Below are 21,884 nucleotides of genomic sequence, written 5' to 3'. Positions count from 1 at the left end.
CCGTCCGCTGGCGTGTCGGGTGTCGAGTCCGAGGCGCGAGCTGTAGTCAGCACGTATGCGACTGATCGCCATCGTCCTGACGGCCCTGCTGCTGGGCGCCTGTAGCTCAAAGACCACGCCGCCGCCGGCAGCCAACTCGGGCCCGACGCTCGACTGCGCCAAACCCGCGAACTCCGCCCAACAATTGGTTTGCGGGGACCTCGTGCTGCGTGATCTGGACAACCGAGTCGCGGACGGCTACCAGCGGGCACTAGACCGGACGGGCGCGGACAAGTCGGCGCTCACCGACGCGCAGAACAAGTGGGCCGCAGAGCGCGACGCCTGTTCGCAGAACGCCGACGTTCCGCTGTGCGTACGGGAGGCATACCAGACCCGCCTTGTCCAGTTGGCCATGTCCGACCCCGCCACCGCGATCCCGCCGGTCGTCACCTTCCGCTGCCCGGCCGAGGACAGTCCCCTGACCGCGCAGTTCTTCAACCAATTCGAACCCCCGGCGGCGGTGCTGGAATGGAAAGGCAAGCAGCACATCCTTTTCGCCCAGCCGTCCGGCAGCGGCTCCCGTTACGGGCGGCAGGGCATCGAGTATTGGGAACACCAGGGCGAGGTGCGGCTCGACTTCACCGGCATTCCGGGCGGCACCAAGTTCGTCTGCAAAACGCCCTCTTGAGTTCGTGAGGCGGTTTGACATGTCGCGCACGTTCGAAGAGCTGGTCGCAGAAGCGGATTCGGCACCCGTGGCTGGTTGGGACTTCTCCTGGCTGGACGGCCGGGCCACTGAGCAGCGCCCCTCTTGGGGCTACCAGCGATTGATGAATGACCGGCTGGCGAAAGCATCAGCGGCGCTGGATATTCAGACCGGCGGTGGCGAGGTGCTCGCCGGCGCAGCGAAGTTCCCACCGACGATGGCGGCCGTCGAAGCATGGCCTCCGAACGCCGCGTTGGCGACGCAGCGCCTGCATCCGCGCGGAGTGGTCGTGGTGACCCCACCCGACGAATCGGTCCTGCCGTTTGCCGACGAGGCGTTCGACCTGGTGACCAGTCGGCATCCGAACACGGTGTGCTGGCACGAGATTGCCCGGGTGCTGCGCCCCGGCGGCACCTACCTGGCGCAGCACATCGGGCCCGCCACGGTGGCGGAATTGGTGGAGTTCTTCAGAGGCCCCCAGGGCCCCCAGAACGAGGCGTGGGCCCGCCGCCACCCCGACACCGAAAGCGCACAGGCGCAGGCCGCCGGCTTGGAAGTGGTGACGATGCGGCTGGAACGGCTGCGCCAGGAGTATTTCGACGTCGGCGCCGTCGTCTACTTTCTGCGCAAGGTCATCTGGGCGGTCCCCGACTTCACGGTGCAGCGCTATCGTTCCCGGCTACGCGAGCTGCACGAGCGCATCCAGGCCGACGGACCCTTCGTAGCGCACGCCGTGCGGGTCCTGGTCGAGGCCCGAAAGCCGGTGCGCTGAATCAACTTTCGGCGCGCAGCACGTCCAGGGCGTGCTGCAGGTCGGGCGGGTAGGGGCTGACGATCTCGATCCGGCGGCCGTCCGCCGGGTGCGCGAACGCCAGCGACCGCGCGTGCAGCCATTGCCGTTCCAGCCCAAGCCTTTTCGCCAGTTTCGGGTCGGCCCCGTAGACGAGGTCACCGCAGCACGGGTGATGCAGCGCGGCGAAGTGCACCCGGATCTGGTGGGTGCGACCCGTTTCCAGGTGCACATCGAGCAGGCTGGCGGCGACGAAGGCTTCGACCGTGTCGTAGTGGGTCAAGCTGTGCCGGCCATTCCTCGTGACGGCGAACTTCCATTCACCGCCGGGGTGCCGGCCGATCGGGGCGTCGATCGTTCCGCTGGACGGGTCCGGATGTCCCTGCACCAGCGCGTGATAGCGCTTGTCGACCGTGCGTTGTTTGAACGCGCGCTTCAGCACGGTGTAAGCGCGTTCCGAGAGGGCGACCACCATCACTCCGGAGGTGCCCACGTCCAGGCGGTGCACGATCCCCTGCCGTTCGTGCACACCCGACGTGCTGATCCGGTAGCCCGCCGCGGCCAGGCCGCCCAGCACCGTCGGTCCGGTCCACCCCACCGATGCATGTGCGGCCACGGCGGCCGGCTTGTCGACCGCGACGATGTCGTCGTCGGAATACAGGATCGTCATGCCTTCGATCTCGACCGGCGGGTTCTCCAGAGGTTTCGGAGGCTCGGGTAGCCGGACCTCCAACCAGGCGCCGGGGGTCAGGCGGTCAGACTTCCCCGCCTTCACGCCGTCGAGTTCGACCCCGCCATCTTCGGCCAGCGCCGCGGCGGCGGTCCGCGACAGCCCAAGCAGGCGGGCCACACCCGCGTCAACACGCATGCCCGCCAAACCCTCCGGAACGGGCATCGAACGGTGCGAACTCACCGTTTGTCGGCCTTACTTCGGTCAACCGAGTCGCCGTCCGCCTCGGGGTTGGCCGAGGTGTCGTCGTCGTCCGTGCGCCGTCCGACCGTGTCGAAATCGAACCCGAAAATCGACAGGACGACCAGCAGGATCGCCCCGCCCACGACCGACGGGTCGGCAACGTTGAACACTGGCCACCACCCGACCGACAAGAAGTCCACGACATGCCCGCGCAGCGGTCCCGGCGCCCGGAAGAACCGGTCCACCAGGTTTCCCATCGCGCCACCGAGGATCATCCCCAAGCCCAGTGCCCACCAGGGCGATACCAGCCGCCGGCCCATCCAGAAGATGCCGACCACCACACCCGTGGCGATCAGCGTCAGGACCCAGGTGTACCCGGTGGCCATGGAAAATGCTGCGCCCGAATTGCGCACCAGCGTCCAGGTGACGGTGTCACCGATGATCGAGACCGGTTGTCCGGGCGGCAGCAACTTGACTGCCAGCACCTTTGTGACGATGTCCAATGTCAGCACGACCGCCGCGACCGACAACAACAGCCGCAGACGCCGGGGCGGTGCGGAAGTTTCGGGCTGGCCAGCGCCCTCATCCCCGGCCCCTGCTGCGGTCAACGGATCGGAAGATCCGGTTGGTTCGTCAGGCACCCTCCCATCATCCCCCAGATGCCGGATCGACACCGCATGCGGATACCAGTCTCGACGTGCGGGATGATCCGAGCATGGGCCGCCTTACCGTCATCACCACCGGAGGGACGATATCGAGCAGTACCGGCGCCGACGGCGTGCGCCGACCCGCCCACAGTGGCGCGGACCTGACCGCCGGTCTGGACGTCGAGGTCGTTGATTTGATGGCGGTCGACAGCTCCGAACTGACCGTGCCCGACTGGGATCGAATCGGCGCCGCCGTGCGCGCGGCCGCCGACGCCGGCGCCGACGGTGTGGTGGTGCTGCACGGCACCGACACCATGGAGGAAAGCGCGCTCTGGCTGGATCTGACCTACGCGGGTGAAGTCCCGGTGGTGCTGACCGGTGCCATGCGCAGCGCCGACGCACCCGACGCCGACGGGCCCGCCAACATTCGCGACGCGCTGACGGTGGCCGCCAGTGCGTCGGCACGGGACCTGGGCGTGCTGGTGTGCTTCGCCGGCCGGGTGTTGCAGCCGCTGGGCTTGCGCAAGGTGGCCACCGAGGACCTCAGCGGCTACGCCGGACGCCTGTTGGGGACGGTCGCCGACGGCCCGAGCCTCACCGAGCGCAAGACCCGCCCCTACCTCGGGGATCTGAGCGCCGCATACGCGCCACGGGTCGACATCGCGGCGGCGTATCTGGGCAGTGACGCGGTGGCGCTCGATGCGTTTGCCGCGGCCGGCGCAGGGGCGGTGGTCCTGGAAGCGCTGGGCTCGGGTAATGCCTGCGCCGCCGTCGTCGAGGGGGTTCGTCGCCTGTGCCGCGACGGCATCGTCGTCGGGGTCACCACCCGAGTGCCAGGCGGGCGGGTCGGCGCCACCTACGGCCCCGGGCACGACCTGGTGAGCGCCGGCGCCCTGATGGTGCCCAACCTGCCCTCCTCGCAGGCGCGGGTGTTGCTGATGGCGGCGCTGGCCGCGGATCTACCGGCCGCGGAGGTCGCCGACCTCATCGAGCGTTGGGGCTGAGGTTTCGCCGGTTGGCTCTGTCGCTTCTTCCGGTTGGTCGGCCTCAAGGTCCCGCAGCGCGCCGACGTAGTCCGGCCAGTCCAGGCTGTCGACGGGGTTAGCCGCGGTCAGCTCGGCGGTGTCGAGCGGAAAAGTGCGCGCCGGACCCGGTCCGGACGCGCGGGTCTCGAAGCGAACGGTCACCACGCCGTGGCCAGCACCCTGCACCCAGCCGTGCCCGTATTCGCGGTGGGCGACGTCGTCGCCGATTCGCCACTGGGCCGCGTCTTGCAGTGGTAGCGCCGTCGTTTCGACCGCCTGATGAGCCTCCTCGGCCTCGGTCGATAACTCCAGATCGGGAAACAGCGACTCCTGACGCACGTCGCTCAAGCCCGAAAACCCGACGCCCAGAAGGCGAATGGGGCCGATCTGGAGCGGATCCAGCAGCAGCCGTCGGGCCAGCGCGGTCAACGCCCCGGCCTCCGTCGTCGCATAGGGCAGCGTTGCGGACCGGGTCAGCGTGCTCATGTCGGACTTCTTCAGCTTCACCGTCACGGTGCGCGCGCCGCGGCCATCGCGCAGCAGGCGACGGTGGGCGTGCTCGGCGATCGGGTCGATCGCCTCCCGCAACTGGTCCAGCGTGGTCAGGTCGACGGCGAAGGTTGACTCGGCGCTGATCTGTTTGGCTTCGGCGCGCTCGGTGACGGGACGGTCGTCGATACCACGGGCCAGCCGGTGCAGCGCCGGGCCGATGGTCGCGCCCAGGATGTTGGCCACTTCGGCATCGGTCAGCGCCGCCAGTTGTCCGATCGTCTCGATGCCGAGCCGATGCAGCTTCTCCTCCGCGACGGGTCCGATCCCCCACAGTCGCCGCACCGGCAGTCCGTGCAGCAGGTGCTGTTCCTCTTCCCGCCGCACCACCCGGATGCCGTCGGGTTTGGCCAGGCCGGAGGCGATTTTGGCGATCTGTTTGCCCGAACCGGCGCCCACCGAGGCGACCAGACCGGTCTCCTCGCGCACCACCCGCCGCAATTCCTCGCAGAACTCGTCGACCTGGTCGGCCGATGCCCCGGCGAGCTGGGGCGGCTCCCCGAATGCCTCGTCAAAGGACAGTTGCTCGACAACGGGGACCATGCTGCGCACCGCGTCGAAGACCCGCCGGCTGGCCAACCCGTACACGACCCCGCGGGGCGGCAACACCACCGCCGTCACGCCGATCTGGCGGCGCGCCTGGTGCATGGGCATGGCCGACCGTGCGCCGTACACCCGCGCTTCGTAGCTGGCACCGGCGACCACACCCCGTCCGCCCAGGCCGCCGACCAGCACGGGCCGCCCCCGCAGGGTGGGGCGGGTGAGCTGTTCGACGGAGGCGAAGAACGCGTCCATGTCCAGGTGCAGCACCCAACGGGACTCCACAACTGCCGATACTAGGACCCTGGTCTCGTGGCCTAGGGTTTTGCCGTATGGCAATGAACATCTGCCACCGGTTGTGTTGCAGCTCCGGGTATTGGGCGAAGACGGTCGAGCCGCAGGGGGCCCTGGCTCAGCGGCTGCAGTCCAAGTACGGCGACCGGGCCCGCATCATCCATGGCGACGGTGCCGATACCGGCCTTCCCACAGCGGATTTCAGCTCGGTGGTGTGCTTCACCATGATGCATCACGTGCCCACGCCACCGGTGCAGAATCAGTTGTTCGCCGAGGCGTTCCGGGTGCTGCAACCGGGCGGCATCTTCGCAGGTAGCGACGGCGTGGACTCGATCCCCTTCCGCATCGCGCACTTTCGAGACACCTGCAACCCGCTAGACCCGCAGCTGCTGCCGGATCGGTTGGCGCGGGCCGGATTTGTCGATGTCGAGGTTGAGGTCAAGCACGGCGAGCAGCGGTGGCGCGCGGTCAAACCGTAGCGGGCGGCGCGTCGGGACGCGGGCGGGGTTCGGCGGCGACGCCCGGGTTCGGCAGCGACGGGCGGGTTCCGCCGCGCTGTCACAGGCGTCACTCTGATCTCTAGGCCGGACCATGTGCGCTGTTGCCCAGGTTGCAGCGACACCCGTTGGGAAACAAGCATTGTCGCTCCAAGCCGGGCACGAAGCCACCCGCCCGGAACGGAGACGCAAGTGACAAATGTGACTTACCGCGGACCCGGCGGCAACAGACCGCGCGCCTGTCGCTCCAAGCCGGGCACGAAGCCACCCGCCCGGAACGGAGACGCAAGTGACAAATGTGATTTACCGCGGACCCGGCGGCAACAGACCGCGCACAACCCGACCTGCGTAACGGCTGGGACGAAACGCCCCACCCCGGCCAAGGCCGACCGCTCACACCTTGACGATGCTCACCTTCACCCCGTCGCCGATCTCGGCCGCATCGACCGGCTCACCGAATTCGAAACTGGTGGCCAGGATCTCGCCGGCGATGAGTTCGCGATGCGTCTGCGCCCAGTCCGCCCGCTCGGCGGGCACCGACATCACCACGCGGATGCGGTCGGAGACGTCGAGTCCGGTCGACTTACGCAGCTCCTGCAGCTCGCGGATGCGGTCCTTGGCCCAGCCCTCGGCCTCCAGCTCGGGAGTCACCGTGCCGTCCAAGACGACCAGGCCGGCGCCACCGGGCAGCGCGGCGGTGAACTCCGGATCGGCCGCCACCAACCGGGAGCTGTACTCCTCGGGCTGCAACACCGCGGGCCCCGCGGTCAAGGTGCCGTCCGGATTGAGCACGCCTTCGCCAGCCTTGACCGCCTTGATGGCCGCCTGCACATCCTTGCCGAGCCGCGGCCCGGCCACCCGCGCGTTCACGGTGAGCTCGAAACGGCCGTAGGTGTCGATGGCGTCGGTCAGTTCGACGTGCTTGACGTTCAGCTCGTCGCCGATCAGGTCGGTGAACGGCGCAAGCCGCTCCGGGTTTTCCACCGCCACCGTGAGTTTCGGCAGCGGCAGGCGCACCCGCAGCTTCTTGGCCTTGCGCAGCGACGACGCCGCCGAGCACACCTCACGCACCTGGTCCATGGCGGCCACCAGTTCGGCATCGGCGGGCAACTCGGACGCCTCGGGCCAATCCGTCAGGTGCACCGAACGCCCACCGGTCAGACCGCGCCAGATGATCTCGGTGATCAACGGCAGCAGCGGCGCCGCGAGCCGCGCGGTGACCTCCAGCACGGTGTGCAGGGTGTCGATGGCATCGGCGTCTTCTTCCCAGAACCGCGAACGGGACCGCCGCACATACCAGTTCGTCAGCGCTTCGGTGAACTGACGCAGCTGCTCGCAGGCCACGGAGATGTCGCAGACCTCCAGCGACTGGGTGAGATCGTCACGCAACACCGCCAGCTTGGCCAGGATGTAGCGATCCAGCACATGCGTCGAATCCACCCGCCAGGTACCGACTTTCGGCGCATACAGGGCCAGGAAGGTGTAGGCGTTCCAGAACGGCAGGAGCACCTGGCGCACACCGTCGCGGATGCCTTGCTCGGTGACGATGAGGTTGCCGCCGCGCAGGATCGGCGAGGCCATCAGGAACCAGCGCATGGCGTCGGCGCCGTCGCGGTCGTACACCTCGTACACGTCCGGGTAGTTGCGCAGCGACTTGCTCATCTTCTGCCCGTCGGAACCCAGCACAATGCCGTGCGCCACACAGGTTTTGAACGACGGCCGGTCGAACAACGCGGTCGCCAGCACGTGCAGCGTGTAGAACCAGCCGCGGGTCTGGCCGATGTACTCCACGATGAAGTCACCGGGGTAATGACTGTCGAACCAGTCCTCGTTCTCGAACGGGTAGTGCACCTGGGCGTACGGCATCGAGCCCGAGTCGAACCACACGTCGAGCACGTCGGGGATCCGGCGCATCGTGCTCTTGCCGGTGGGGTCGTCCGGGTTGGGACGGGTGAGTTCGTCGATGAACGGCCGGTGCAAGTTGTCCGGCCGCACCCCGAAGTCGCGTTCCAACTCGTCGAGGCTGCCGTAGACGTCGATCCGCGGATAGGCGGGGTCGTCGGACTTCCACACCGGGATTGGCGTGCCCCAGTAGCGGTTTCGGGAGATCGACCAGTCCCGGGCGCCCTGCAGCCACTTGCCGAACTGGCCGTCCTTGACGTGCTCGGGGTACCAGGTGATCTGCTGGTTCAGCTCCACCATGCGGTCGCGGAACCGGGTCACCGCGACGAACCACGACGACACCGCGCGATAGATCAGCGGGTTACGGCACCGCCAGCAGTGCGGATACGGGTGCTCGTAGGTTTCGTGACGGATCAACAGCGCGCCGTTGGCCGCCGCCGGGCCGCTGCGGGTCTTCAGGTCGCGGATGATCTGCGGGTTGGCGTCGAAGACGTGTTGGCCCTGGTAGTCGGGGACCGTGGCATCGAAGCGGCCCTTGGCATCCACCGGCGTGACCGGCGCGATTCCGGCCGCGTCGGCGACGACCATGTCGTCCTCGCCGTAGGCCGGTGCCATGTGGACGATGCCGGTACCGTCCTCGGTGGTGACGAAGTCGCCCGGCAGCACCTGAAAAGCGTTGGGCGTGTCCATGAAAAACGGGAACGGTGGCAGATAACGAACGCCCAGCAGATCCGCGCCGCGGTAGGTGCCGAGAACCTCGGGTTCCTCACCGAGCTCCCGCGCATACGCGGCCAGCCGCGATTCGGCCAACACGACACGGTCATCGCCGGACCGAACCTGGACGTACGTCACCTCAGGGTTGACCGCCACCGCGAGGTTGGACGGCAGCGTCCACGGCGTCGTCGTCCAGATCAGCAGGTAGGCACCGTCCAGGTCACCGCCGGCCACCTTGAACCCGACCGTGAGCGCGGGGTCCTGGCGGCTTTGGTAGACGTCGTCGTCCATCCGCAATTCGTGGTTGGACAACGGGGTCTCGTCACGCCAGCAGTACGGGAGCACCCGGTAGCCCTCGTAGGCCAGGCCCTTGTCCCACAGCTGTTTGAACGCCCAGATCACCGACTCCATGTAGCTGATGTCGAGCGTCTTGTAGTCATTGTCGAAGTCGACCCAACGGGCCTGGCGGGTCACGTATTCCTGCCATTCGTTGGTGTAGCGCAACACCGATTTGCGGCAGGCGTCGTTGAACTCGGCGATGCCCATGGCATCGATCTGGGATTTGTCGGTGATGCCCAGCTGGCGCTCGACTTCCAGTTCGGCGGGCAACCCGTGGGTGTCCCAGCCGAAGCGACGCTCGACCTTGTAACCCCGCATGGTCCGGTAGCGCGGCACGATGTCCTTGACGTAGCCGGTGAGCAGGTGGCCGTAGTGAGGCAGCCCGTTGGCAAACGGCGGCCCGTCGTAGAACACGTATTCCGGGGCGCCGTCCCGCCGGGCGATGCTGGCGCGGAATGTGTCGTCGTCGAACCAGTACTGGAGCACCTCGAGTTCGAGCGCCGGAAAGTCGGGCGCCCCGCCGGCTTGCTTCGGGTACGTCCTGGGTGCGCCCCCGAGGTGCGGACTGTCGGTCACGTGCGTCGTCTCCTGTGCCTTACGGCGCTTGCGCGCGTTGTCACGTCAGGCACGGGGACGACGCTGCGCTGGTGCGCGAACGCCGCGGTACCACCCCGCTTGCCACGCAATTGCGTGACCACTCGAAGTCAGGCTGTGACGGGCCAACCCGTTCGGTTCTACTGGGCCAACTGGCTGTTCTTCCGAAGGCTCCCCGGTGATGGCCGGATCGTCGCCGATGTTGTGGTGCTAGTAGAGATTCTACGAAGCGCCGCAAATCCGATTCACGGCGCCGGCCGGCCCCAAGGGGCTACCTGGCCGCAGACGCTGGTCAGCACGTCTGCCGTCGGGTAGCCCCTTGGAGCCGAGATTGGCTCGGTATCCATGAAGACTCGCCTACCTTCAGGCCTGGACTTCGAGCACACCGATGCGCCAGAGCGCGGCGTACACGTGCCGCAGCGGAACGCACAGCAAGCGCGCGGCGCCTTCCACCAGTGGGTCTCCACCGCCGAACGGCTGGGTGTTGACCCGGCGCGATGCCTTCTTCGGGGCGGCCTGGATCGGGGAGTCGTCGCGCACGAGGTGCAACTGCGGTGCGGTGGTTACGGCGCCAACTTCGTCGTTGCAGAGAGCAGCGGTCATGATCGCCTCCTAAGCAGGATTGCAGACGGAAATCAAACGAGGACAAGCGAACTGGTGTGGTCCCGTCCCGTTCCGGTCCGTTCCGCCGAAGGCGAAGGAGGTGTGACGGCTCAGCTGAGAACGTCGCGCCGAAGACCGGTTCGGGACGAAACGTCCGGATATCGACCCGGACTGTCACTGGAACTCATGCGTCCCTCACCTCCCTTCGGTCACTACCGCGCGCGGTTACCCGCACGATCTACAGTGCACGACGGAGTACGAAAATTCCGGCATTCCAACAACGGCGCCGAAAAAACCGCACCCCTCTCGTCAGAGCTTCGGCACTACACGACGTGTCCGGCAATCCGGAAGCCACCTGGGCTCAACCCTTAATCCGGGAGGAGCTGTCCTGACCCGGGGCGTCTTTCGACGTTCGGGGTCAGTGGCCTATGTTCGTGTAGCCGCCTCACCTAACGAGGTGCATACCCGCCCGATCATGCACCACCGGCTCGAGTAGGTCAACCAGCCCGGGCCGCGTGTCGCCTTTTTCACGCCCACGCCGTACCGACTGAGCTGGCTTGACCAGGCGTTTATTCGACCAGACCGTCGAGTTTTCCGATCGTGTCGATGAATTCCTCGACCATCTCCAGCACGACTGAGCGGGTACTACGCACCCGGTCGAGCGACCCGACCACCTGCCCGACGAAGTAGGTCGCCAGCTCTCGAGCCTTGGCATCCGGCTGTACGGCCGCCTGGTTGATCCGCAGTTGCGGCTCATTGATCAGCGCGTTTTGCAGCGGCATTCCGAGCGGCGCGGGCGTGTCGGGCCGCTCCCACTCGTCGGTCCACGCCGTGCGCAACATGCGCGCGGGCTTACCCGTCAACGAGCGCGACCGCACCGTGTCCGACGAGCTGGCTGCCAGGAATTTGTCCTTGACGACGTCAGGTGTTTCGGCTTCTTCGGTGGTCAGCCACACCGACCCGCACCACACCCCCTCGGCGCCCAGCGCCAGAGACGCGGCGATCTGACGACCCCGGGCGATCCCGCCGGCAGCCAGTACCGGTGTGGGAGCGACGGCATCCACCACCTCCGGAACGAGCACCATCGTCGAGACCTCGCCGGTGTGGCCGCCGGCCTCGGTGCCCTGCGCGACGATCAGGTCTACGCCCGCGGCCACGTGGCGTTGCGCATGCCGCGTCGTGCCTGCCAACGCGGCCACCAGTACGTCCTGACCGTGGGCGCGGTCGACGAGGTCCTGCGGCGGCGGCCCGAGTGCGCTTGCGATCAGTCGGATGTTGTGGGCGAAAGCCACGTCCAGCAGCGGTTCATAGCCCTTGGGTGAGATGTTGAGCCCACCGGGAGCCAGCGTGCGACGACCTTCGGGTTGGGCTGCCACGCCATAGCGGGACAGCAGGTCGTCGACGAACGCGCGGTGCTCCGGCGGCAGCAGCTCCTCGACCTGCTGGGACTCGATGCCGCCCTTTTCCGCGCCGACGTACTTGGGAGGCAACAGCAGGTCGACTCCGTAGGGTTTGCCGCCGGTCTGCTCCTCGATCCAGGTCAACTCGCTCTCCAGCCGCGCGGGGCTGTGCGCGACGGCGCCCAGGACGCCGAAACCTCCGGCGTTGGTCACCGCCGCCACCACATCGCGGCAGTGGCTGAAGGCGCAGATCGGGAACTCGACACCAAGCATTTCGGCGACTCTGGTCCGCATTTCGCCGACGGTACGGCAGCCCCGCGAGTAGCCGCAACCGACCCCTATTTACGCCGACACTGCCTGGGCACGCTGCATTGACACTGCGCTTTTGGCGGCATCTACTCGCACTTCCCCGCCCCACACGCAGAATCAACACGACCACCCGGGCAGGCGGCAGTGACACTGCGAAATTGGCGGCATCTACTCGCACTTTCCCGCCCCACACGCAGAATCAACACGACCGGTGGAATGCGCCCCACACGCACCGCCAACGCCGACGCGACCTACTGGCGCTGCGGCCCCTGTCCGTCCGGGGGCCAACTGGACACCCCCTCTTCCAACGGGACCTTCAGGCTGTGCAGGATCGACGCCACCATCCGCCACGCGCTGATGGCGGTCGTGAGTTCAATGAGAACCGTTGTGTCGCCACCCAATTCACGCTCACACGCGCTCCAGCTCTCGGGCCCGATGGAACCGTCGCGCACCACGTCGTCGGTGGCGGCCAGCACCGCCCGTTCCACGGGGCCAAATGCGTTGTGATGCTGCCAATCCCGCACGCCGAGCAGATCCTCGGCCGACACCCCCAGTCGGGACGCGACGCGCCAGTGTTGGGTCCATTCGTAGTCGCACTCGGTGAGCCACCCGATCCGCATGATCACCAGTTCGCGCAAACGCGAATCAAGGGAACCGTGCCACAGCATGGTGGCCAGCATGTCGTTGAAGCTTCGGGCCAGGTGCGGGTGGTTCAGCAGCACCTGGAAGATGCTCAACTCGGCCATGTAGTCGGGCACGCCGGCTTCGTCGGCGGCGGCCTTGGCCTCGTCGACCGGCAGTAGGGGCACGCGAGGCGGTTCTGTCATGGGGACACTCCGTGCGGAAGGGCCGGTCACACGTCCAAGCGTGTGAACTCACGTTGTCGGTAGAGCTCGACGCACTGAGCCCGCCTGACCTTGCCGCTGGTGGTGATGGGAATCGAACCGGGCGATACCAGCACCAGATCGGCCACGCTCAGACCGTGCGACTTGTAGATGGCGGCGTTGACGTCCTGCTTGATCAGGCGCAACTTGTCCAGCGCGTCGTCGGAGTCGGGCCGCTTCTTGACTTCGACAATGGCGACGAGCTTCTCGACGCCACCGTCCGGCACCCCGATCGCCACGCAGCGGCCCGCGGTGATCTCCTGAATCGTTGCCTCGATGTCGTCGGGAGAATGGTTGCGCCCGTAGATGATCAGCAGATCCTTGATGCGCCCGATGATGTACAGCTCCCCGTCGGAACGGAAACCCGAATCTCCGGTCCGCAGCCAGGGACCCTCCGGAGTGCCCTCCGTAGGATTGACAATCCTTGCGCCGAAGGTGTTTTCGCTCTCCTCGGGCTTCTGCCAGTAGCAGGATGCGATGTTGTCGCCCTGCACCCAGATCTCACCGACGGAGCCCTCCGGGCATTCGATCCGGGTGTCCGGATCGACGATGCGCACCAGCATCGTCTCCGTCTTGCCGTAGCTGACCAGCGGGGTGCCGCTACCGTTCGTGCTCCGAATCGCTTGCCCGGCAGGCAGTTTCTCCGATTCGAAGTACTCGATCTTGGGTGGCTCCCCCACCTTGCGGGAGGCGATGTACACGGTGGCCTCGGCCATGCCGTACGCGGGCAGCAGCGCCTCGGGACGGAAGTTGTGGCGGGCGAACCGATCCGCGAAGCGCTTGAGGGTAGCGGGCTGCACACGCTCACTGCCGTTGAGCACGCTGTGCACCCCGCTGAGGTCGTAACCCTCCATATCGTCGTCGGACGTCTTGCGCACCGCCAGCTCGAAGGCGAAGTTCGGTCCGCCGGACACCACACAGGGCTTGTTGGCCATCAGGTGCATCCAGCGGGCCGGACGCTGCAGGAAGCCCACCGGACTGGTGAGCACGGTGGGCACGCCGATGAGGATCGGCATGATGGATCCCAGCAACAGACCCATGTCGTGATACAGCGGCAGCCACGACACGATGGTCAGGTCCGATGGGACGACGCCGCCCTCGACACGAAAGAAGTCGGCGATCATCTGCGTGAAGTTGGTGAAGACATTCTTGTTTGCGATCCCCACGCCGGCCGGCGTCCGAGTGGATCCCGACGTGTACTGCAGGTACTGAATCTCGGGCGCATCCTTGCCGGGCCAACGTGACCCAGGGCCGGGCCGCTGCCGCGATTCCAGATCCAGCAAATCAAGCTCAATCAGCGCCGGCGCGACTTGCCCGGACTGCGGCTGTGCGTACGGGGCGACGTTGTCGGTGACGGCCGACGTGGTGAGCAGGACGGTGGGCGATGTGTCGGCCAACACCGAAATCGTCCGCTCGTCGTGGGCGCCGCCATACGGAACCGACAGCGGGACGGCGATGAGTCCGGCCTGCATCGCGGCGAGAAACCCGACGATGTAGTCAAGGCCCTGCGGCGCCAGGATGATCGCACGATCGCCGACCGATCCGGTGAGCCTGATCTGTTCAGCGGCATTGATCACCCGCCGATACAGCTGCGACCACGTCACCGTCTCGGCAACGCCGTCCCAATCCTGCTCGTAATCGACGTACGTGATGGCTGTGTCGTTGGGGTTCAGGCTGGCGCGTTCGCGCAGCACAGCGGGAATGGAGGAGCTGACCACGTGCAGCAACACTACCGGCTTCGCTGTCTCCGCGGCTCCGGTTGGCAAACGAAGCTGGCCTGATCGATGCAGAACCCGCGGCGCGTTGGTCCCCTGCGGGTGGTCCTGACGACGGAAGATGGCTTGAACCCTCGCGACCTTGAAACAACGTTGGAAAGGGGCGCGTTCGCCGTGAATCGGACGCCCGTCACGCCGGTGGCCGTCATCGGCATGGCGTGCCGGCTCCCCGGCGGTGTCGATTCCCCCGAAAGGTTGTGGGAGTCCGTGCTGCGGGCCGACGACCTGATCCGGACATTCCGGCCGACCGCTGGGACGCCGACGAGTACTACGACCCCGAGCCGGGTGTGCGGCAGCGCTCGGTGTCGCGCTGGGGTGGGTTCCTCGACGACGTCGCCGGATTCGACCCGGAATTCTTCGGCATCACCGAGCGCGAGGCCACGGCGATCGACCCCCAGCACCGCCTGCTCATGCAGACGTCGTGGGAGGCCGTCTAGCAAGCCGGCCAGGCTCCGGCCTCCCTGGCCGGCTCGCTGACGGGTGTGTTCGTCGGCGTCTGCCACGACGACTACGCCTTTGTCACCGGCGAAGCCGGAGCCCGGGGCGACGCATACGCGGTCACCGGCACCGCGTACAGCATGACCTCCGGACGTGTGGCCTACTCGATGGGACTTCGCGGATCCCGCTGCCGTCGGACAGGACGACCGCGGCCCGGTGTGGGTTTCCTCTGGACAGGGGTCGCAATGGGCGGGCATTGGCGCGGACCTATTGGCCACCGAACCGGTATTCACCGAGGCGCCCATGCCTTCGAAACCCTGTTGCGCCACAACCGCGCTCATAGCGGGTATATCCCGATCCTCGGCTCGCCTTGGCTGACCGCACTGGCGCAGCGCAGTGCTTTCGCCGCCGCGTTCCGCTCCGGGTCGGGTTGCGCGGACCAAAACCCGTCCGGCCACACCAAATTCCGTGCCGAACTCGAAGAACTCCCGCTCGACGAGTGGCCCACCCGCTTCCGGCGGCTGATATCTGACCACGTCAGCCTGTGTTTGCGGCGCACGGTCGACCCGGACCGCCCGCTGTCCCAGTACGGCCTCGACTCGCTGGGCAACCTCGAATTGCGCACCCGTATCGAGACCGAAACGGGGGTGCGCCTGCATGCCGCCAAGCTATATCCAGGCGCGCCACCCGCGCGGCTATCGCAACCAGGCGGCCCGCGGTATCGACATGTCGCGACTTGTGGTGGCTGCCTTGGACATCCGAGGCCAGTGCGACATTCGGGCGATGACGTACGTCATCAATTCACATCTGCGCCCGGCACGACACGTACCGCAGCTGGTTCGAACTCACCGACGACGCGCACATCGTCCGGCACACGATCACCAATCCCGCTGATATTGAGCTGATTCCGGTTGAGGACGGCCAGATGACGACCAAGCAGTGGCAGGACCACATACTGGCCACGCCGGACCCGTTGCAGTGGGATTGCTTCCGGTTCGCCGTCATTCAGTGTGACGACCACTTCACCGTGTGCATCAGCGTGGATCATCGCCACGTGGACGCGATGTTCATCAGCGCCGTGTTCTGGGAGATCGAGTCCATGTATGAGGCGCTCATGGACGGTGCCGGGCCCATTCCGCTGCCCGCGCCGGGCAGCTATGACGACTACTGCCGGCGCGAGCGCGCGTATACCTACGCCCTGACCCTGCAATCCCGGAGAAACAGCGGTGGCTCGAGTTCTTCAAGTCCAACGACGGCACCCTGCCGTCCTTCCCGTTGCCGCTTGGCGACACCACGTTGGCGGCCACCGGGAAGTTGTTGTCGCTGCAGCTCATGGATGCCCGCCAAACCGACCGGTCCGAGGCCGCGTGTAACAGTGCGAGCGCCCGGTTCAGCGGCGGAGTGTTCGCGTGCGCGGCCTCTACCGAATACGAACTCACCGGCTCGGCGACCTACCACGCGGTGACCCGACCGGCACCCGTCCTTCGCCGAGACCGCGCGGAGCGCCCAGCGGTCCTTCGACGACAACTCGCAGTCGGCCAAGGTGCCGTTCGAGCGAGTCCTGGAGTTGGCGCCCTGGCTCCCCAAGACTCCGCCCGGCGGTGGCTTCCCCATGCTGTCATTCCTCGACGCCGGCGTGCCCCCACTCTCCGCCGTAATCGCCATGCATCTGGAACGCAAGAACCTGCAGGCCTTCAGCGATGGCCGGATAGCCGCATGGGTGTGCATGTGGGTCAACAAATTTCAGAATGAGACCACCGTCACAGCGTCGTTTTCCAACAATCCGATCGCGCACGAATCGGTGACGCAGTACCTGCAGGTGATGAAATCGGTCTACGCCCGCGTCGCCGAGGGCCGTACCGTCCCGCCGGACTACGTTGCCGTCCCGCACGTTCGGACTCCTCTTCAGACACTTCCTTGACCCGACGGTCAGGTAGGGAAGCCGTTTTTCGACCGCCGGGCACTCGGCGACTTGCCGCTTTCCCTGGAATCGCCGAAAACAGCCCTTACGGTGCGTTTATGTAGCTAACTGACGAATTCGTCACACCGTGCACCCGGGTGCCGCATCCGCCGTTGTCAGCAAGTTTTTTTGTACGTACGCACGATTTTTCCACGCGCGGGTAGCCAAGCCGCTAGGCTCTGATGACGCCAAGAACTACTGATTGGCTTCGATGGGGGTCGATGGGTTGTGTGTGCCGGTTGCTGCGGTTTTCGCCCGCACACGTGACCAAATCGGCCATGATCCTCGAAGCGTTAATACGAGCTCGACGCCAGAGATAAGAACCCGAAGTTTTTATGGAGAGAAGAACCACCGTGGATAATTCGCGCGTAACTCCGGTTGCTGTCATTGGTATGGCGTGCCGGCTGCCGGGGGGCATCGACTCCCCCGAGCTGCTTTGGGAGGCGTTGCTGCGCGGCGACGACTTGGTTACGGAGGTTCCCGCCGACCGCTGGGACGTCAACGAGTACTACGACCCCGAGCCCGGCGTGCCCGGTCGGTCGGTATCGAAATGGGGCGCCTTCCTCGAGGACATCGGCGGCTTTGACTCGGACTTCTTCGGGATCAGCGAGCAGGAGGCGACCGCACTGGACCCGCAGCACCGGTTGCTGCTGGAGACCTCCTGGGAAGCGATCGAGCACGCCGGGTGCACCCCGAGCAAGCTGACCGAGTCGCAGACCGGTGTGTTCGTCGGGATGACCAACGGCGACTACACGTTGCGGACCGCCGACGCCAACGCGCTGGACGGACCCTACGGCTTCACCGGCAACAACTACAGCTTCGCCTCCGGTCGCATCTCCTACGCGCTGGGGTTGCACGGCCCGGCGATGACCATCGACACCGCGTGCTCGTCTGGCCTTACCGCTGTCCACCTGGCCTGCCGGAGCCTGCATGAGAGCGAATGCGAGGTTGCCCTGGCAGGCGGCGTCTCGTTGACGCAGGACCCGCGCCGATTCGTCTCCGGGTCGCTGCTGGGTATGGGGTCGCCGACCGGTCGCTGCCACGCATTCGACGTCGCGGCCGACGGGTTCGTCATGGGCGAGGCCTGCGTCGTGGTGATGCTCAAGCGTTTGGAGGACGCCCAGCGCGACGGTGACCGGATCTTGGCCATCATTCGCGGCACCTCGTCCAATCAGGACGGCCACACCGTCAACATCGCGACACCGTCGGGCCCGGCGCAGGTCGCGGCGTACCGGGCGGCATTGGCCGCCGGTGGCGTGGACCCGGCCACCGTGGGCATGGTCGAGGCGCATGGCACCGGTACCCCCATTGGCGATCCGATCGAATTCAAGAGCCTGGCCGAGGTGTACGGCACCGACGGCCCCTGCGTGCTTGGTTCGCTGAAGACCAACTTCGGGCACACCCAGTCGGCCTCGGGCGCGCTCGGCCTGTTGAAGGCCGTTCTTGCGCTGCAGCACGGTGAGGTCCCGAAGAACACCAACTTCACCAAGCTGCCCGATGAACTGGCCGAAGTCGAGACGAATCTCTTTGTCGCGCAGGAGCTTACGCCGTGGCCCAGCGACAACGGGCCGCGCCGGGCAGCGGTGTCCTCGTACGGCATGTCGGGCACCAACGCCCACGCCGTGCTAGAGCAGGCCCCCGAGCCAGCCGAAGACGCCGGCGACGCCTCGACGGGTGCGGGCATCGAGGGCGGCCTGGTGTTCCCGGTGTCGGCCAGCTCGGAGGACGCACTGCGCCGGACCGCCGCGCGGCTCGCCGACTGGGTCGAGGCACAGGGCCCCGAGTTTGCGCTCCGCGACCTGGCTTACACGCTGGCCCTGCGGCGCGGGCACCGGCAGGTGCGCACCGCCGTGCTGGCCAGCACGCGGGAAGACCTGGTAGCGGCTCTGCGCGAGGTCGCCGGCAGCGAGGTCCCGCACCCAGAGGCGGTCGGGCAGGACGACAAGGGCCCGGTGTGGGTGTTCTCCGGGCAGGGTTCGCAGTGGGCCCGCATGGGCGCGGACCTGCTGGCCAACGAGCCGGTGTTCGCCGCGACCATCGCCGAGATCGAGCCGCTGATCGCCGCGGAGTCCGGGTTCTCGGTGACCGAGGCGATGACCGCTCCCGAGGTGGTCACCGGTATCGACCGGGTGCAACCGACGCTGTTCGCCATCCAGGTCGCCATGGCGGCGACCATGAAGGCCTACGGCGTGACGCCCGGTGCGGTGATCGGCCACTCGCTGGGCGAGTCCGCCGCCGCTGTGGTGGCCGGTGCCCTGTCGATCGAAGACGGCGTGAAGGTGATCTGCCGGCGCTCCAAGCTGATGACGCGCATCTCCGGCGCCGGCGCCATGGCGTCGGTGGAACTGCCCGCCCAAAAGGTGATCACGGAATTGATGGCCCGCGGCGTCGACGACGTCGTGGTCGCGGTGGTCGCATCGCCGCAGTCGACGGTGATCGGCGGTGCCACCGAGACGGTTCGCCAGTTCGTGAAGGCCTGGGAAGAGCGCGACGTGATGGCCCGCGAGGTTGCCGTGGATGTGGCCTCGCACTCGCCGCAGGTGGAGCCGATCCTCGATGACCTGACCGAGGCGCTGGAAGACCTCAGCCCGCTGGAACCGGAGGTCCCCTACTACTCGGCGACGTCGTTCGACCCGCGGGAAGAGCCCTACTGCGACGCCTACTACTGGGCGGACAACCTGCGCCACACGGTCCGGTTCGCCGCGGCGGTGCAGGCCGCCTTGGAGGACGGCTACCGCGTCTTCACCGAGCTGACCCCGCACCCGCTGCTGACCCACCCCGTCAGTCAGACCGCCCGCAGCCTGGACATGTCTGCCGTGGCACTGGCGGGCATGCGCCGCGAGCAGCCGCTGCCCTATGGGCTGCGCGGCGTGATAGGTGACCTGTACGCGGCCGGCGCCGCAGTGGACTTCTCGGTCCTCTACCCCACCGGCCGACTGGTCGATGCACCACTGCCGGCCTGGACCCAGCGTCAGCTGCTGCTGAATCCCGACGCCAACCAGGAGTCGCGGACTTACGGCACCTCCACCATCACCGTGCACCCCTTGCTGGGCGCGCATGTGCGGCTGGCCGAGGAGCCGGAACGGCACGTGTGGCAGGGCGAGGTGGGGACCGACGCGCTGCCGTGGTTGGCCGATCACCAAATCCACGGTGCCGCAGCGCTTCCCGGCGCCGCTTACTGCGAGATGGCGTTGGCCGCGGCCCGCGAAGTCTTCGGTGACGCCTCGGAGATCCGCGATGTCCGTTTCGAACAGCTGCTGTTGCTGGACGAGCAGACCCCCGTTGCCGCGTCGGCGACCGTTGAGGCACCCGGTGTAGTCACGTTCGCGGTCGAGACCGAGCAGGAAGGCGAACGCCTGCGTCGGGCGTCCGCGTCGCTGCATGAGATCCCGGAAGACGACCGCGAGCAGCCGGCGGCGCACGACATCGCCGCCCTGCTGGCCGAGCACCCCGAACCCATCGACGGCGATGACCTCCGCCAGGGGTTCGACCAGCACGGAATTCAGTACGGTCCGGCGTTCGGCGGGCTGGGAACGACGCACACCGCTCCGGAGTCCGGTGGCAGCACCGTGCTCGCAGAGGTGGGCGTGCCGGGCTCGATCCGCGCCCAGCAGGGCGCTTATGGCGTGCACCCGGCGTTGCTGGACGCGTGTTTCCAGTCGGTGGCCGCGCATCCGATCGTCCGCAACGCCGGCGGCGGCGGCCTGATGCTGCCCCTCGGCGTACGCCGGCTGCGCGTCTACGGCCCGCCGCGCACCGCCCGGTACTGCCTGACCACGGTGAACGGAGCCGGCTCGGGGGCGGGCTCGAGTGTGGAAGCAGACCTGGACATCCTGGACGAAAACGGCGCTGTCGTGCTCACCGTCCGCGGGCTGCAGTTGGGGACCGGCGCGTCCCCCGACGCCGAGCGGAACCGGATATTGAACGAGCGGCTGTTGACCATCGAGTGGCACCAGCGCGAACTGCCGGAAACGGCCCACGCCGAGGCGGGGACGTGGCTGTTGATCAGCACCGGCGACGCCGCGGACCTGGCCGCTGCCGAGTTGACCGACGCGTTGAAGGTGCACGACGCGCAGTCCTTCACCTTGTCCTGGCCTCTCCAGGACGACCATGCCGAGCGTGCCGCCAAGCTGCGCAGTGAGCTCGAGGCCGGTGGCTTCACTGGGATCGTCGTGCTTACCCCACCGCCGAGCACCAAGGATGGCGATGCGTCGGCAGTACCGACCCGTGGCCGTGAATATGTCGAGCACGTGGTGCGTATCGCGCGGGAACTGCCGGAGATCTCGAGCCAGGTGCCGCGGTTGTACGTGGTGACCCGCAATGCACAGCAGGTGGTCTCCGAGGATCAGGTCAACCTCGAGCAGGGTGGGTTACGCGGTCTGTTGCGGGTGATCGGTGCCGAGCATCCGCATTTGAAGGTCACCCACATCGACGTCGACGAGCAGACCGGCGTCGAGCAGGTGGCGCGCCCCCTGCTGGCGGCCGAGTCCGATGAAGACGAGACGGCGTGGCGTAACGACGAGTGGTACACCGCGCGGCTTAGCCCGGCGCCGCTGCGCCCAGAGGAGCGCCACACCACCATCGTCGAGCACGACCAGGACGGCATGCGGCTGCAGATCCGTAACCCGGGAGACCTGCAGACGCTGGAATTCACCGCGTTCGACCGGGTTGTGCCGGGTCCGAACGAAATCGAGGTGGCGGTCAGCGCGTCGAGCATCAACTTCGCCGACGTTCTGGTGACCTTCGGCCTGTACAAGACCGTCGACGGCAAGCAACCGCAGCTGGGCACCGACTTCGCGGGTGTGGTGACCGCGGTGGGGCCCGACGTGACCGATCTCCAGGTCGGCGACCACGTCGGCGGGCTGTCCCCCAACGGCTGCTGGTCCACGTTCCTCACCTGCGACGCGCGGCTGGCCACCAAGTTGCCGGAGGGCCTCAGCGACGGCGACGCCGCGGCGGTGACCACCGCGACGGCGACCGCTTGGTACGGGCTGCAGGACCTGGCCCGGATCAAGGCCGGGGACAA

General features: G+C 67.1%; 16 protein-coding genes, 3 pseudogenes and 1 riboswitch. Of the genes and pseudogenes, 10 read left to right on the top strand and 9 right to left on the bottom strand.

Annotated elements, in window-relative coordinates:
- The first annotated feature begins 55 nt into the window (after nucleotides 1-55).
- Nucleotides 56-667 (top strand): lysozyme inhibitor LprI family protein, encoded by a 612-nt coding sequence (locus BST27_RS04710; RefSeq protein WP_069417048.1) that lies wholly within the window; start codon nucleotides 56-58, stop codon nucleotides 665-667.
- A gap of 19 nt (nucleotides 668-686) precedes the next feature.
- Nucleotides 687-1,457: a class I SAM-dependent methyltransferase gene (locus BST27_RS04705; protein ID WP_069417047.1), complete on the top strand. Its 771-nt coding sequence runs from the start codon at nucleotides 687-689 to the stop codon at nucleotides 1,455-1,457.
- Nucleotide 1,458: 1 nt separating this feature from the next.
- Here the strand turns inward: BST27_RS04705 and BST27_RS04700 are convergent, their stop codons facing one another.
- Complete coding sequence (locus BST27_RS04700) at nucleotides 1,459-2,370, bottom strand: RluA family pseudouridine synthase (protein WP_069417225.1); 912 nt, start codon at nucleotides 2,368-2,370, stop codon at nucleotides 1,459-1,461.
- A 14-nt stretch (nucleotides 2,371-2,384) separates the two neighbouring features.
- Nucleotides 2,385-3,029 carry a signal peptidase II gene (gene lspA, locus BST27_RS04695; protein WP_069417046.1) on the bottom strand — a complete coding sequence of 215 codons (645 nt, stop codon included), beginning with the start codon at nucleotides 3,027-3,029 and terminating at the stop codon, nucleotides 2,385-2,387.
- Between the two features lie 74 nt (nucleotides 3,030-3,103).
- Here lspA and BST27_RS04690 point away from each other — a divergent pair, with 74 nt between their 5' ends.
- Nucleotides 3,104-4,039: an asparaginase domain-containing protein gene (locus tag BST27_RS04690; RefSeq protein ID WP_069417224.1), complete on the top strand. Its 936-nt coding sequence runs from the start codon at nucleotides 3,104-3,106 to the stop codon at nucleotides 4,037-4,039.
- On the opposite strand, the gene BST27_RS04685 is transcribed toward BST27_RS04690, so the two are convergent.
- Nucleotides 3,995-5,434: a DNA polymerase IV gene (locus BST27_RS04685; RefSeq protein ID WP_069417045.1), complete on the bottom strand. Its 1,440-nt coding sequence runs from the start codon at nucleotides 5,432-5,434 to the stop codon at nucleotides 3,995-3,997. The genes BST27_RS04690 and BST27_RS04685 overlap by 45 nt on opposite strands.
- 47 nt (nucleotides 5,435-5,481) lie before the next feature.
- Here BST27_RS04685 and BST27_RS04680 point away from each other — a divergent pair, with 47 nt between their 5' ends.
- Nucleotides 5,482-5,922 carry a class I SAM-dependent methyltransferase gene (locus BST27_RS04680; RefSeq protein ID WP_069417044.1) on the top strand — a complete coding sequence of 147 codons (441 nt, stop codon included), beginning with the start codon at nucleotides 5,482-5,484 and terminating at the stop codon, nucleotides 5,920-5,922.
- Between the two features lie 411 nt (nucleotides 5,923-6,333).
- Here the strand turns inward: BST27_RS04680 and ileS are convergent, their stop codons facing one another.
- The 5 genes from ileS to BST27_RS04655 form a co-directional block, all read right to left on the bottom strand.
- Entirely contained in the window at nucleotides 6,334-9,471 is a 3,138-nt protein-coding gene (ileS, locus tag BST27_RS04675; protein WP_069417043.1) for an isoleucine--tRNA ligase, read from the bottom strand.
- A gap of 381 nt (nucleotides 9,472-9,852) precedes the next feature.
- Nucleotides 9,853-10,092: an Rv1535 family protein gene (locus BST27_RS04670; RefSeq protein ID WP_069417042.1), complete on the bottom strand. Its 240-nt coding sequence runs from the start codon at nucleotides 10,090-10,092 to the stop codon at nucleotides 9,853-9,855.
- A gap of 294 nt (nucleotides 10,093-10,386) precedes the next feature.
- Nucleotides 10,387-10,556, bottom strand: a riboswitch (M-box (ykoK) riboswitch).
- A 105-nt stretch (nucleotides 10,557-10,661) separates the two neighbouring features.
- Nucleotides 10,662-11,786, bottom strand: coding sequence for an NAD(P)H-dependent flavin oxidoreductase (locus tag BST27_RS04665; RefSeq protein ID WP_069417041.1), 1,125 nt, complete (start codon nucleotides 11,784-11,786; stop codon nucleotides 10,662-10,664).
- Nucleotides 11,787-12,052: 266 nt separating this feature from the next.
- Nucleotides 12,053-12,628, bottom strand: coding sequence for a carboxymuconolactone decarboxylase family protein (locus BST27_RS04660; RefSeq protein WP_069422577.1), 576 nt, complete (start codon nucleotides 12,626-12,628; stop codon nucleotides 12,053-12,055).
- Nucleotides 12,629-12,654: 26 nt separating this feature from the next.
- On the bottom strand, nucleotides 12,655-14,403 hold the full coding sequence (locus BST27_RS04655) for an AMP-binding protein (protein WP_069422578.1): 1,749 nt from the start codon (nucleotides 14,401-14,403) through the stop codon (nucleotides 12,655-12,657).
- A gap of 66 nt (nucleotides 14,404-14,469) precedes the next feature.
- Here BST27_RS04655 and BST27_RS34950 point away from each other — a divergent pair.
- From BST27_RS34950 to BST27_RS34940, 4 genes and pseudogenes are all read left to right on the top strand, one after another.
- Nucleotides 14,470-14,712, top strand: a pseudogene (locus tag BST27_RS34950) (beta-ketoacyl synthase N-terminal-like domain-containing protein); the annotation flags it as partial.
- A pseudogene (locus tag BST27_RS33510) lies at nucleotides 14,619-15,023 on the top strand (beta-ketoacyl synthase N-terminal-like domain-containing protein); the annotation flags it as partial. The pseudogenes BST27_RS34950 and BST27_RS33510, both read left to right, overlap by 94 nt.
- Before the next feature lie 28 nt (nucleotides 15,024-15,051).
- Complete coding sequence (locus BST27_RS34945; RefSeq protein ID WP_372515539.1) at nucleotides 15,052-15,276, top strand: acyltransferase domain-containing protein; 225 nt, start codon at nucleotides 15,052-15,054, stop codon at nucleotides 15,274-15,276.
- Nucleotides 15,195-15,569: pseudogene (locus BST27_RS34940) on the top strand (acyl carrier protein); the annotation flags it as partial. The gene BST27_RS34945 and the pseudogene BST27_RS34940, both read left to right, overlap by 82 nt.
- 125 nt (nucleotides 15,570-15,694) lie before the next feature.
- Here BST27_RS34940 and BST27_RS32295 read toward each other — a convergent pair.
- On the bottom strand, nucleotides 15,695-15,952 hold the full coding sequence (locus BST27_RS32295; RefSeq protein ID WP_170062268.1) for a hypothetical protein: 258 nt from the start codon (nucleotides 15,950-15,952) through the stop codon (nucleotides 15,695-15,697).
- A 489-nt stretch (nucleotides 15,953-16,441) separates the two neighbouring features.
- On the opposite strand from BST27_RS32295, the gene BST27_RS04645 reads away from it, so the two are divergent.
- Both BST27_RS04645 and pks2 read left to right on the top strand, forming a co-directional pair.
- A complete protein-coding gene (locus BST27_RS04645) occupies nucleotides 16,442-16,819 on the top strand; it encodes a hypothetical protein (RefSeq protein ID WP_069422574.1) in 378 nt (125 codons plus the stop codon).
- A gap of 374 nt (nucleotides 16,820-17,193) precedes the next feature.
- Nucleotides 17,194-21,884 (top strand): sulfolipid-1 biosynthesis phthioceranic/hydroxyphthioceranic acid synthase (gene pks2, locus BST27_RS04640; protein WP_083148394.1); only part of this gene is annotated, 4,691 nt, incomplete at its 3' end.

It is taken from the genome of Mycobacterium intermedium (genome assembly GCF_002086275.1).
Lineage (GTDB): Bacteria > Actinomycetota > Actinomycetes > Mycobacteriales > Mycobacteriaceae > Mycobacterium > Mycobacterium intermedium.
This window is presented reverse-complemented; position numbering and strand designations above follow the sequence as displayed.

Excerpts from the sequence above, each read along its gene's own strand:
- BST27_RS04705 (WP_069417047.1), top strand. The coding sequence starts at position 687 with ATGTCGCGCACGTTCGAAGAGCTGGTCGCAGAAGCGGATTCGGCACCC.
- BST27_RS04660 (WP_069422577.1), bottom strand. The coding sequence starts at position 12,628 with ATGACAGAACCGCCTCGCGTGCCCCTACTGCCGGTCGACGAGGCCAAG.
- BST27_RS04680 (WP_069417044.1), top strand. The coding sequence starts at position 5,482 with ATGGCAATGAACATCTGCCACCGGTTGTGTTGCAGCTCCGGGTATTGG.
- BST27_RS04700 (WP_069417225.1), bottom strand. The coding sequence starts at position 2,370 with ATGCCCGTTCCGGAGGGTTTGGCGGGCATGCGTGTTGACGCGGGTGTG.
- BST27_RS04710 (WP_069417048.1), top strand. The coding sequence starts at position 56 with ATGCGACTGATCGCCATCGTCCTGACGGCCCTGCTGCTGGGCGCCTGT.
- BST27_RS04665 (WP_069417041.1), bottom strand. The coding sequence starts at position 11,786 with ATGCGGACCAGAGTCGCCGAAATGCTTGGTGTCGAGTTCCCGATCTGC.
- BST27_RS04690 (WP_069417224.1), top strand. The coding sequence starts at position 3,104 with ATGGGCCGCCTTACCGTCATCACCACCGGAGGGACGATATCGAGCAGT.
- BST27_RS04670 (WP_069417042.1), bottom strand. The coding sequence starts at position 10,092 with ATGACCGCTGCTCTCTGCAACGACGAAGTTGGCGCCGTAACCACCGCA.